A 12,136-nucleotide genomic window follows, 5' to 3' on the forward strand; every position below is an offset into this window, starting at 1 on the left:
TCGCCGGGCTGTTCTCCGTTTATTTACAGGCTTTATAGCCTGCTAATTCGGTCAGGGCGTTTTCTTGACCAGATAATCGGCCAAGGTGGTTTTTTCAAGCTCATTGCCGGGGAAGGGCGGCATGTAGGCCCTTTTCCCGCCCATGGTCTGCATGATCTTGAGCAGGTCCGCCTGGTCCATGGATTTGGTCTGAACCAGGATATCATTCCTGGGGCCGCCCATGGAGTGACAGGAAACACAGAGCAGCCGGAAAAGCTCCCTGCCTGCCTGTTCTTGGTTTTGGTCGTTAATTTGGGTTGTCTTGACCCAACGGGCAGCTGTGAGTACGCCCTGTTCCCTGCTTTGGGCAACCTGGTCTTTCAAAAGGCCGTTGGAATACATGTGATCATAGACCACATAGGGCCTGCGGCTGGTTTCCCGCACATATTCAAAAGCCCCCATACCCAGAAAGCCAAGAATGAAAAGACCGACCGCCAGGGCGCTTTGCATGCTAAGAGGCAGCCTGGCGGCCATTACCAAAGCGCCGATTATGATGATCGGGGTGAGGTAGAGAACCCAGTTGGCAAAATAGGCCGGGTCCAGAACTCCGCCGCTTATCATTTCCCGGGCGGCAGGCGGAATCACCTCCAGGTACCACCAGCCGGTGGGGATCAGAACTATAAGCGGCAGGACCACCCACCTGGAACAGTAGCGCACCATGGTCCGGCGCAGACTCTCATCTTTAAGATTTATCGAAGTGAGGTAGCCGTAAAGACCTGCCAGCATGACGGCCAGGGCTGTCCTGAAAAGAGTGGAGGGTAAAAAGGAGGGGTTGATAAGCCCGTCCCAGAAGTTTTTGGTTTTAACCCAATCCCCGGGTGTGAGCATGAAACTGATAATCGCGTTTATGATCACCAGGGAGAGCCAGGCGGCGGCAAAGTATATCCAGCCGATTTTCAGGTGGTTTTGGCGGCTCATCTTGCCAAAGGTGTAGTAATAGATCAAAAGAGTGGCTATCTCTACAGTGAAAAACACCCATTCACTGGCCCAGGCAAAGACGAAATTGTGGATCATAAGTGAGGTTACGCCCGGATGCACCGCGCTTATGGTCAGCCAGATGCCGACCCCGGTCATGGCCCCCAGAACCATGGTGAGCAAGAGAAAGAACCTGGTGTGCTTCTTTATATATTCGGTCATGGTCGGATTGTTTTCCGCGTAGGATTTTCTTTCCGTCCAGACCAGAAACAAACCGCCTCCCACTGCAAAGTGGGCTATATAAACGTGAATTGCCGATACAATGGCGATCAGAAGGCCGCCGCCCGTGGAGAGCATTTCCCATACCGGATAATTCATCAGCCCACCTCCTTTTGCCGAATTTTAAGCAGCTTAAGGCTGTAACCCAACAGGCAGATCCCCAGAAAAAGGACCAGGAGAAACACCACCAGGGCCGAGGCCTGAGTCTGAACCGGCAACTGGTCGATCTGCCAGTAAGGGGAAAGGTAGGCCTCCCTTACCGCATACCTGAAGAGCACCATGAATAAAACGGAGATCACCGAAAGCCAGACCGTGAAATGAATCTGCCTGCTGAATGCTGCCGGTATGGAACCCAAGCCGGCCACCACTCCTAACAGAAACACCAGCATGGTCAATTTGTTCGGCCCAAAGATCTGGGCCAGTACATCAGGGGGAAGCGAGCCGAGATACCAGGCTCCAATAACAAAGTTGATTATGGTGGCGACTCCATACCAGACAAGGCCCCGGCTCATCATGGCCCGGCCAGTCTCAAGGTGGCCTGTATTTTTTTTACGCCTTCCCCAAAGAGCCAGGGCGAGCCCTCCCAAGGCGGCCGAAGCTGCCACGAAATGCAGATACCTGGGTAAAGTGCTGGGGTCTTGGGTCTGCATCATGGCACCGCCGGGCGCGGCGAAATACTGCGGCCAGGCTTCAAGGTTTATCATCAGGACCATGCTTTTGGTGAAGAACCAACCAACCAGGATCATTAAAACCACAGCCAGGGCCATGAGCCAGCGGGTGTTTGGCCCGAGCTTTTCATAAACCAGGTCAGAGGCGTAAACCGCGTAATACGCGGCTATGGCCAGGATGAAGATGGATACCCAGAAAACAGCCATTAAAACCGAGCTGACATAGATGAACTGGCCATAGATGACCTGCATGAATAAAAGCGGGGCCACACCGAAGTTAACCGCCAAGGCAATACCGGCCGCAGTCCTTTTGGCCAAGCCACGGTCAAGATCAGCGGTTGGTACGGAGCCCGGCCATTTCCCCCAGTGGAAAAACCCGATCATGCCTGCGCCGAGCATGGCATTGGTTAGCAGGATGTGAATAGTGAAGGTGATGATCAAAAGGGCGTTCATGAGCCACCCCGGAGCGGGAAGAGTATCTGGGGCTGGTATCAACAGGCTAACGTCCATGAATATCCTCCCAGGAGATGTGTCGGAATACACCATCGTTTGCGCCACCCTGAAAACTTTTTAAAAAGTTCCCGGAGTTCTTCAGAGACTTGGGAGCAGGGCGGTTGCTGTTTGTCCGGCTTTAAAGGCCGGTGTAAACCAGCTCGCCCGGCAGCCCCATTGTTGCCCAGTTTGCGGTGAGGGGCGGGATAATGGTTTTGCAATATAAACCCTAATCAAATAAATCATATAAATCTAATCGAACTCATTCTAAGGATAAGTTTTTGTCTTACCCATGTCAAAGAAGATAAACACCTACCTTCAGGGGGAATAGCTCGTGGAGTGCTTTCCTTTGTGGAACCCTTAGGTAAAGATATGAATTGAAAAGACGCCGTCGGATTAGTCGAAGGCGCTTCTCGAAAAAGAACGGAAGTCATTAAAAATATGTTGGAGGGTGTGCCCCGGCTGGTTGTGAGGTCAAGGTATATTCAAGAAAAAACAGAGGAAAATAAACCGGTTTTGTAAAATGAAATACTGTTTCAAATTGCTTATCTCTGATTAAGTTTGCTGTGGTTCAAGCCTCTACTAAAACGCCATGAAGAGTCTTTATTCTGAAATCATCTTTGCCGACAGATTGTTTCCCCACCTTTGATTTTCCATGGACCGGGCCTTGGGTCGCCTATCTTTCTTTGAGAGATAAACCTATACAGGTGCGAAGGTATGCTGCTTTTCCAGATAATTCCGAATCTTTCGCCGGAGTGTTTTTGGTGTTGTCATGGAGGTTGTGTCTTTAAATTAGTCTTGTGTTTTTAATGTCTTAAATGGTTTTGTGCTGGCTTTGCCCAGTGATTGTTAAATATTAATAAAATATACCCGACAGATGGTTTCCATGAAAAGGCCCTCTATACATAAGTGGTAATAGTTCTTTTTTCTTAGACATTGTTTTTGACGTGTTAAATTGCGGAAAGCCGATAATTATAAGAAATATAAAACGGCTGTTTTCTCTACTCATAACTGTCTATCTGGAAAAATAAAAACCATGTCCTGCAGAGGCAAAAAAATGTTGACAATGACAGTGAGCTAGATATACTCAAGAGGAATCCGACCGCTTTGTCGCAACCTTCCGCTAGATCTGTCGGTGCATTCGTGCCTCCAATCTTAGCAAAAAGTTACGTCTGGTGGGGTTCTTGCACTCTCCAGGTGGGGGATGTGTGATTTTTCTGTTTTTTTTGATGGAGTCTTAAAGTTATGGGAAAGAACATTTACGTGGGCAACCTGTCCTATTCTTCCACTGATGAGGACCTGAGAGCTGCTTTTGAGCAGTACGGTGAGGTCCTTTCCGCCAGGGTGATCACCGACCGTGACACCGGCCGGTCCCGTGGTTTTGGTTTCGTGGAGATGGATGAAGGCGCCGCTGACGAAGCCATCCAGGCCATGAATGGCTCAGAACTTCAGGGTAGGGCCCTTCGCGTTAACGAAGCCCGCCCCCGTCAGCCCAGGCCACCGCGTAACTGGTAGTTGAGCACCGTCCAGAAAACTTACTAAAAAAGACCGGCGCTTCCCGCTTTAAGTTGGGAAGCGCCGGTCTTTTATATTCCGCATTTTGCGCAACCCGTTATTCGGTTCTTTCCTTTATCAGGTTTTCGGCATAAGGCTGAAAACACCTCCCCCCGGCTGTTCTGCAAGTCTGATCCCCCGGTTTTCAGATCAAAAAAATCTCCTTACGCCTGATAATTTGCTATCGTGATGCCTGAAAGATGATCCGTAACCCGGGTGAGGCAAAATGTGGCGGGCTTTTTTTAGGGATAAACAGTCGTATCAGGGCAGACCTTTTTTGCGCAATGCTTCCTTGGGATTGGCCTTGCCCGCAGCGCTCACTATTGTGCTTTTTTTTGCGGCCTTGTTCTGGGAAATCCTGCCCGCCCTGGAAAAGAACCACATGGACAGCAAAAGAGAGATGATAAACGAGCTGACTAAAGGGGCTGTCAACACCTTGACCTATTACCACGGACTGTTTGAAAAAGGTGAACTTACCCGGGACCAAGCCAAACAAAAAGCTATCTCCCATTTACGGGCCATGCGTTATGGGGATGAAAATAAAGATTATTTTTGGATTAACGACTTCACTCCCAAGATTATAATGCACCCTTACCGCCCCGAGCTTGAGGGGAAAGACGTGGCGGAATTTCAAGATCCCGAGGGAAAACGGCTTTTCAGCGAAGTTGTCAGGGTGGTGAAAGAAAAGGGTCAAGGATATGTGGATTATCTGTGGCAATGGAAAGATGATCCCGAGCGGGTTGCACCCAAACTTTCCTTTGTAAAGGGATTTGGGCCTTGGCAATGGATTGTGGGAACCGGCGTTTATGTAGAAGATGTGTCGGCCAGTATGGCGGCGATCACCAAAAGACTTTCCTATTTAAGCCTGGCGGTGCTCGGGTTGGTGGCCCTTTTGGAGTTTTATATTGTTTATCAAAGCATGCGCGTTGAAAAGAGCCGTAAACAGGCGGAAAGCCAGTATCGCAGTTCACGTTGGATGCTGAGGCTGGTTATCGACAATATTCCCCAGTTGATTTTCTGGAAAGATAAAAATGGTTCCTTTATGGGCTGCAACCGGGCCTTTGCCGAACATGTGGGGCTTACCGACCCGGAGTCAGTTAAGGGCCGGACAGATCATGAACTGGCCTGGGGCCAGGATGAGGGTGGCTGGGCAAGGGTGCGTGAACACCGGGTAATGAATGCGGGCGTGCCTGAGTTGCATATTATCGAATCCCATGCCAAGGCCAAGGGGGCGCCCCTTTGGATGGACAGTAACCGCATACCGCTTAAGGATCAGAACGACCGCATAGTCGGAATTCTATGCACTTTGGAAGATATCACCAGGCGCAAAGAAATGACCAAAGCCCTGGAAGAAAGCGAACGAAACTTCCGCACCCTGGTGGAGAACGTGCCGGTGGGGATAACCATTGTGCAACAGGGGGACATTGTTTACGCCAATCCGGAACAGGAACGCATTCTGGGACCGGTGAGACCGCCCCTTTCGCTAAAGAGGCTGCGTAAAAGGGCTTCGGCGGATATGTTGAAACTACTGGATCTGGCCGGTTCGCCCACCGCCACCACGGATCAGCTTCTGGACCTGGATTTAAGCGGGCTTGCTTATGAAAAAGATTCCGATCAAAGAAAGGCCCGCTGGGTGCATTGCCGCACCAGGAATATCACCTACCAGGGAAAAGATTCCCTTTTAGTGATCATGCTCAATATCACCAAGGCCAAGGAACTGGAACAGATGGTCAGCATCCAGGACAAAATGGCTTCTTTGGGCAGGATCGCGGCGGGGATTGCCCATGAGATCAGAAACCCCCTCTCGGGAATAAATATGTACCTCTCCGCCCTGGAGGGTATGCTGACGGATCCGCCCAACCCCGAGGTTGCTTCGGTCATAACTAAAATGCAGGCTGCCAGTGCCAAGACAGAGGGGGTCATAAAAAGGGTGCTTGATTTTTCCAGGCCCAGCGCACCCATGCTGGAATGGGTTAATCTTAATCAACTGGTGTTAAATGCCTTGGACCTTTCCCAGGTCAGCCTGCGGAAGAGCGGCATAAGCCTTGAAACTGAGCTGAACCCCGATCTGCCGCTGGTCCATGTGGACCCGGGGCGTTTGGAACAGGTTTTCATGAACCTGATCACCAATGCCATGCAGGCCCTGGAACAGCAACAAGGTTCTAAAAAAGTCAAGATCTCTTCCGAGTTCACAGACAGGGTCGTAATAATGAAGGTGGCGGATTCCGGTCCCGGGGTCTCCCTTGAGTCAAAAGCCCGCATTTTTGACCCCTTTTTTACTGGGCGTAAAGACGGATCCGGTATCGGCTTAAGTCTGTGTCACCGTATCGTGAGTGATCATGGCGGCAGAATCTCTGTGCAGACAAGCACCATGGGCGGGGCTGTCTTTGTTTTGGAGATTCCGCTTAATCGCGCCTGGGGTGGGCCGGAAAAGGGCTGAAGGTCCAAGCAGATCAGTCGTTGACCGGCAGGGAGCAGAGGGCTTTCTATGGCTGAATTCAAATACAGAATATTTGTGGTTGATGATGAGGAGTTTATTCGGGATGCCGCCCGTCTTAATCTGACTGAATATGAGGTGGAGACCTTTGCCTCTGCGGAAGAGGCCTTACAGGCCCTCAAAAAGGCCCAACCGGATCTGATCCTGATGGATATCGGCCTGCCCGGCATGGATGGCGTGGAGGCCCTGGAGATAATCTCCGCCAAGCGGCCTGAGATCCTGTTTATTATGATAACCGCCTTTGAAGATGTGCAGACTGTGGTCAGGGCCATGAAATCAGGAGCCTATGACTATGTGGTAAAGCCCCTGCACATGGACACCCTCAAGGCCTCTCTTAAGAACGCCCTGGAGAGCATCCGGCTACGCAAGGAACTCAGCCTGCTGCAGGAGCAGTGCCTTAGAGACAACCTGCCTTTTTTCATAGCTCAGAGCAACACAATACAAAACGTCATGGAGTTTGTGGGGCAGGTGGCAAAAAGCCCGGATGCACCTGTAATGATTTTGGGGGAGACCGGAACCGGAAAGGAACTCATAGCAAGCGCCATTCATTTTCAGAGCCCTCAGTACAGGGGTGAGTTGGTGACTGTAAATTGCGCGGCCATTCCCTCGGAGCTGTTGGAGAGCGAGTTGTTCGGCTATGAGCCCGGCGCTTTTTCCGGGGCCAGGCCGGGCGGCAAGGCTGGTTTGGTCGAACTGGCCGGTGGCGGCACGCTTTTTCTCGATGAAGTGGGTGATATGAGTCTCTCCGCCCAGGCAAAGTTGCTGCGTTTTTTGGATACCGGCCAATATTACAAGGTGGGGGCCACCAAGGTGAGCGAGGCCAGGGTGAGGGTGGTGTCAGCCACCAACCGGGATCTGGAAGCCATGGTGGAAGAGGGCGGTTTCCGCAGGGATCTCTACTATCGCCTGGCCATGATAAAGGTGGAGGTGCCTTCGTTGCAAAAAAGGCCCGAAGATATAATCCCCATGGCGCAGTTCTTTTTGGAGGAGATGAACAAAAAATATCAAAGGTCCTTTAGCGGCTTTACGGATGAAGCCCTGAACACCCTTAAACAGCGGCATTATGAAGGCAATGTTCGGGAGTTGAAAGGCATGGTGGAACGGGCCGCGCTCTGCGGAAAAGAGCCTGTGATTGAATCTTCGAATCTGGGCTTGGCCGGTGTGGAGAACAATCTGGGAAAAAGCGCCGGGCCGGCCGACCTGCCTGCCTTGGATGATAAGGGGATTGTTTTGAGCGAGATCCTGGAGCGGGTTGAAGGAAGTTATATTAAAAAGGCCCTGGCCTTGGCCGACAACAACGAAGCAAAGGCGGCAGAGTTGCTTGGCATTAACTATCACACCTTCCGCTACCGTAAGAAAAAGTTCATGCCTGAGTAGAAAAAATGCCATATTCATATGGTAAAATTTCCATCTTTAAAATCACTGCTAACCGATAATGTTTAGTGCGTTTATTCACCTGGCCGAAACTACAGGTAAAAAGCAAAAGATCTTTTTTTGGCATACTTGCTGCTCCAAGACAAAAGTGCAGTCACATGCAAATCCTTTTGGCAAAGGGGCGGCAAATGACAAAGATTATCAATAAAGGCCGGCGGGTGACCATGGCCGGGTTGGGGGTTAACCTGGCCCTGGGGATACTATACACCTGGAGCATCTTTAAACTTGCGGTCAAGGAATCCATAACCCGGGGAGACGGCAGGTTTGAGTGGAGCCTTTCTTCTTTAAACGACCCCTACGCGGTTTGTTGCCTGGTATTTGCCTTTAGCATGATAATCGCCGGCAGGGTTCAGGATAAAATCGGCCCCAGGCTTACCGCCATGATAGGCGGAGTGTTGACCGGCTTGGGCCTTATGCTGATCAGCCAGTCCTATGCCCTTTGGGTTTGGGTCCTGGGGTTTGGAGTGCTCACCGGGGCTGGCCTGGGCTTTGGCTATGCCTCAGCCACCCCTCCGGCAATTAAATGGTTCCCGGCAGCCAAAACGGGGCTCATCGCGGGCCTGGTGGTTTCCGGGTTCGGCCTGGCCTCGGTCTATATTGCGCCCCTTTCCACTTACCTGATTGATCTTTATGGCCTGAGCACCAGCATGATGATTTTTGGTGTGGGTTTTTTAGTGGCGGTCTGCGCCCTGGCTCAGATGCTGATCAATCCACCCAAAGGGTATAACCCGGAAGATAAACTAAACGGTGGTGCTCAAGGCCAGACGTCAAAAAATAGCGATTACGCCCCTGGTGAAATGCTTAAGACCAAGAGTTTTTACCTGTTGTGGTTTATCTATTTTGTGGGAGCAGGCGCTGGGCTGATGATCATCGGCAATGTGGCGGGCATGGCCCGGCAAAGCCTGGGGGAGCTGGCCTGGATTGTGGTTGCCCTGATGGCTGTGGGAAACGCCGGCGGCCGTATTGTGGCCGGGATTATTTCCGACAAGATCGGCCGCACCAAAACCTTGGCCATGATGCTTTCTTTCCAGGGAATCATCATGTTCGGGCTTTTGTTTTTAGATAAAGGCCAGTCCCTGGCCCTGGTGGGCGCGGCGACCATAATCGGTTTCAACTATGGCGCCAACCTTTCCTTGTTCCCTTCCGCTTGCAAGGATTTTTACGGACTTGATAATTTTGGGACTAATTATGGGCTGTTATTCACTGCCTGGGGAGTGGGTGGTTTTGCCTTGCCCAGGTTGTCGCAGATGATTGTGGCGGCCACAGGTTCTTTTCACACCGCTTATCTGACTGCTGGTGTGCTTTTGTTCCTGGGCGCAGCACTGACCTGGGTGGTGGATAGACCGGAACAGGTCAAAGTAGACTGGCGCGTAGAGCCGCACCATAAGGCGGCCCTGCGCCAGAGACTGAATTAGCTCAAAAAAGGCAGGTTGACAAACCAAAGCCTTAAAAGCGGTTCGGGAAGCGCTGGTCGGGGAAAAATGGGGATTTTTCCGGGAAAACCAAAGCTTGTGCAGCGCTCCCCGAGCCGCTTAAATCGCAGATAAGGCCGCCTTACAGTAAAGATTGTGTAATTAATGTGAGTACTCGGGCGGACTTTACTTGTTCTTTACCATGAGGCCTCAAGCGGCCAGGGAGGCCCCGTAAACTTGTGAACTTATTAATCTAGCAATTTTAATAAGTTAAGGAAATGCCTTTTCTGAAAAACCTAAAGGTGCACGGTGCTTTGACGCACCCGGTGCATTGCTTTCAGGATAGTTGCGCGGTCCAGGCCCAAGGCAGGCCATACAGGGGGCTGTTCGCATTGCCTGCCTTGAGGCTTGGGCCGCTTTTTTTGTAGGAAAAAAAGAACCGCGTCAATGTTGAGTAAAGTAATTATAATCATGGGGTTGTGCCTTAAGAAGGTGATAAACATCCTAATATTAAGTCGGAATTATGGCTGATTTGGGCTTGAAGATTCCTTGACCAGAGGGGATAATACCTCTTACTCGGGAGACTGGTTGATTAGATCTGCCTGGGAAGTTACATATCAAAGATATTCGGATTGACCTTGGGTTAATCGCCCTGTTTTATTTAGCAAAAAGGGCGGCGTTGTTTTTCCCCTTGATCAAATACGGAAACGGAACTGAAAAATGTCCCTGAGCGAGCAAGCCAGGATCAGCTTTATCAGGAACAAATTGCACCTGCCTTTGAACCAGGTGCTGGCTGTTTTCTACTATGGTTTGGAAATCAACCACCTGAGATCTTCCCTGAAATCACTTGGCAAATTATTCCCCCAATATAAAGAGCAAGATCCCATACAGGCCATGTACGCCTATCTGGCCAGCTTGGGCATTTCGCCTTTTTCCCCTGAATGCACAAGCGTTAACCTGGTAGCCGCCTTGGGCCAGTTTTGCAGCCTGGAAGTAAATGAATTCGAGCAGTTGCCAAGATGGCAGAGGGAACGCATCATCTATGAACTGGCTGATCAGATCCTTTTAAACGCAGTTTTATCAATGACAGCCAATCCTTCACAGGTAGAGCGTCTGGATGTTCCCTCATTGCCTGGAGATTCTGCAAAGGTTGTATGGCCTGTCACTGAGCGCTTAGCTTATCTCTCCTCTTGCCTTTATTTTTTTCTGCCCATGGAGCAAGCAGTCATAACTTACTGCAAAAGACTCACGGAAGGTTCCATTCCCGCATCCGCCTTAGAGGCAGCTACAATTGTGCAGAAAAAATTCAATGATGATCCTGAATTTTATTCAGAGATAATTGTGGAAAATAAAGAGCTGATGAAGCCGGAAAATCAGCTGAAAGACATTTTTTGGTATCATTCCGTTGCCTTAAGTTCATTGTCCAGTACGGAAAAGGGCCGGTCTCTAAAAGCCGGAGGTTTGAGGGATTTGGTGGTTTTGGTCGTTCTGGATTCCGTGCTTTTAAAAACCGCATTGGCTGAGCATAAAAAAAGCCGCTTACGTAAGACACCCGGTAAGTCAGGCGTAAATACATCGGGGAATGCGGAGAAAATAACTTCAGTATTTAAAAGGGTTATATCGGCAGGTAAAGAGATTCCCTTCTCCCAGGTCATAGCCCTTTTGTTGCAAAATATTCAAAGGGATGAACTGAAAACCATAGTTTTTAACCAAGTGCTGAAATTGGATATCGAAACTCAGATTCAGGTTCACGCCTTTTTAAAGAAAATGACCAGCCAGATAATAGCCAGTAATTCGGCTCGCCATAAAACAGGAAAAGTGCTGCTAAGGATCGCCGGTTATGTTCAAAAACAATTAGTATCGGCAAATAAGTTAACAGATAACGCTAAGTTAAAAGAAATAGTTTCTGCTGTTATATATATATTTGTCGCCCGCCTCTCTTTAGTCTGTATAGATCATCCGGAAACAGCCTTACAGGTAGGCTTGGAAGTTTCAAAACCGGCTAATTCCGTCAATCAGTAGAAGAAGGACAAGCCTCCTCTTAATTGTTGGTATGAGTGAGGAATGACTGACCGCCCTGGTCACTAATTGCGTTTGCCGTCAGCCTGAATTGAGATAGCCTGTTTCCCCTTAGCATAATCGGGTATCCGAGGCCTAAATTACCACGCCTATGCCCCTCTTTTTATTAAGCCATACCAAACTTGCCTATTCCTTACCGGGTGTGTGCTTTCAAGGTTGCCTTGACTCCTTGATGCGCCAAGGCCTGAATCCAGGCATCTTGTGGGCTGGATCTCAATTAACCCCTGTAATATAAGTATGTTTTTCTGTAGTGCGGAATAGGTGGATTTCCCTATCTGTGAAGTCTGGCTTAACCTGAAGCCTATTTGGTTTCTTTTGATTGTTCTCAATAAGTTGCCCTATCTATTCCCTGCCTGACATAAGGCTGTTTGTTCCCGATAACGGCCTGATTGAATATATATTTTATAATTACGTGCTGCATCTTGAAGAATTTAATCAGCTAAATTGGTTTTATAAGACCCGTCTTTTTTGTTCTTGTTCCAGCCCTTAGGCTAAGGTTTTACTAGCCTTTATTTGGTGAGGTCCAAGAGCTGCGTAAATAACCGTATGGGGCTTGGGTGCTGTGTTTGATTGATCTGGTAATGTAACTAGCTGTTTTGGAATATAAAATAAATTTATGCGCTCCCGTTTGGTTTTTATGAACAGTTGTGCTTTTTTATTTTTTATCTTTTTGCCTGATTTAGTTCTAGAATTAGTATGTCTGGATTTTGAAGTTGTAATGGATGCTTTGTTTGTTTGTAGTGTTATATGGTAAATTTAATTTTTTT

At 49.3% G+C, this 12,136-nt stretch carries 8 protein-coding genes; 5 read left to right on the forward strand and 3 right to left on the reverse strand.

Annotation, left to right across the window (positions count from 1 at the left end):
- Positions 1–51 precede the first annotated feature (51 nt).
- Positions 52–1,332 carry a c-type cytochrome gene (locus X474_RS10540; protein ID WP_044348750.1) on the reverse strand — a complete coding sequence of 427 codons (1,281 nt, stop codon included), beginning with the start codon at positions 1,330–1,332 and terminating at the stop codon, positions 52–54.
- Positions 1,332–2,411 (reverse strand): hypothetical protein, encoded by a 1,080-nt coding sequence (locus tag X474_RS10545; protein WP_156360718.1) that lies wholly within the window; start codon positions 2,409–2,411, stop codon positions 1,332–1,334. Before X474_RS10545 ends, X474_RS10540 begins: the two co-directional genes overlap by 1 nt.
- A gap of 1,227 nt (positions 2,412–3,638) precedes the next feature.
- Between X474_RS10545 and rbp the strand changes: the two genes are divergently transcribed.
- The 4 genes from rbp (at position 3,639) to X474_RS10565 (ending at position 9,293) form a co-directional block, all read left to right on the forward strand.
- A complete protein-coding gene (gene rbp, locus X474_RS10550; RefSeq protein WP_044348752.1) occupies positions 3,639–3,908 on the forward strand; it encodes an RNA-binding regulator in 270 nt (89 codons plus the stop codon).
- A gap of 265 nt (positions 3,909–4,173) precedes the next feature.
- Complete coding sequence (locus tag X474_RS10555) at positions 4,174–6,387, forward strand: cache domain-containing protein (protein ID WP_052515088.1); 2,214 nt, start codon at positions 4,174–4,176, stop codon at positions 6,385–6,387.
- A gap of 48 nt (positions 6,388–6,435) precedes the next feature.
- Positions 6,436–7,821: a sigma-54-dependent transcriptional regulator gene (locus X474_RS10560; protein WP_044348753.1), complete on the forward strand. Its 1,386-nt coding sequence runs from the start codon at positions 6,436–6,438 to the stop codon at positions 7,819–7,821.
- Positions 7,822–8,006: 185 nt separating this feature from the next.
- Positions 8,007–9,293: an L-lactate MFS transporter gene (locus X474_RS10565; protein ID WP_044348754.1), complete on the forward strand. Its 1,287-nt coding sequence runs from the start codon at positions 8,007–8,009 to the stop codon at positions 9,291–9,293.
- Between the two features lie 654 nt (positions 9,294–9,947).
- Here X474_RS10565 and X474_RS26105 read toward each other — a convergent pair.
- Complete coding sequence (locus X474_RS26105; RefSeq protein WP_156360719.1) at positions 9,948–10,115, reverse strand: hypothetical protein; 168 nt, start codon at positions 10,113–10,115, stop codon at positions 9,948–9,950.
- A 69-nt stretch (positions 10,116–10,184) separates the two neighbouring features.
- Here X474_RS26105 and X474_RS10570 point away from each other — a divergent pair, with 69 nt between their 5' ends.
- On the forward strand, positions 10,185–11,312 hold the full coding sequence (locus X474_RS10570; protein WP_156360720.1) for a hypothetical protein: 1,128 nt from the start codon (positions 10,185–10,187) through the stop codon (positions 11,310–11,312).
- Positions 11,313–12,136 lie beyond the last annotated feature (824 nt).

The organism is Dethiosulfatarculus sandiegensis (assembly GCF_000931935.2).
Classification (GTDB): Bacteria; Desulfobacterota; Desulfarculia; order Desulfarculales; family Desulfarculaceae; genus Dethiosulfatarculus; species Dethiosulfatarculus sandiegensis.

Bases quoted from the DNA above. Each gene is read 5' to 3' on its own strand.
- X474_RS10540 (WP_044348750.1), bottom strand. From the start codon at position 1,332: ATGAATTATCCGGTATGGGAAATGCTCTCCACGGGCGGCGGCCTTCTG.
- X474_RS10545 (WP_156360718.1), bottom strand. From the start codon at position 2,411: ATGGACGTTAGCCTGTTGATACCAGCCCCAGATACTCTTCCCGCTCCG.
- rbp (WP_044348752.1), top strand. From the start codon at position 3,639: ATGGGAAAGAACATTTACGTGGGCAACCTGTCCTATTCTTCCACTGAT.
- X474_RS10555 (WP_052515088.1), top strand. From the start codon at position 4,174: ATGTGGCGGGCTTTTTTTAGGGATAAACAGTCGTATCAGGGCAGACCT.
- X474_RS10560 (WP_044348753.1), top strand. From the start codon at position 6,436: ATGGCTGAATTCAAATACAGAATATTTGTGGTTGATGATGAGGAGTTT.
- X474_RS10565 (WP_044348754.1), top strand. From the start codon at position 8,007: ATGACAAAGATTATCAATAAAGGCCGGCGGGTGACCATGGCCGGGTTG.
- X474_RS10570 (WP_156360720.1), top strand. From the start codon at position 10,185: ATGTACGCCTATCTGGCCAGCTTGGGCATTTCGCCTTTTTCCCCTGAA.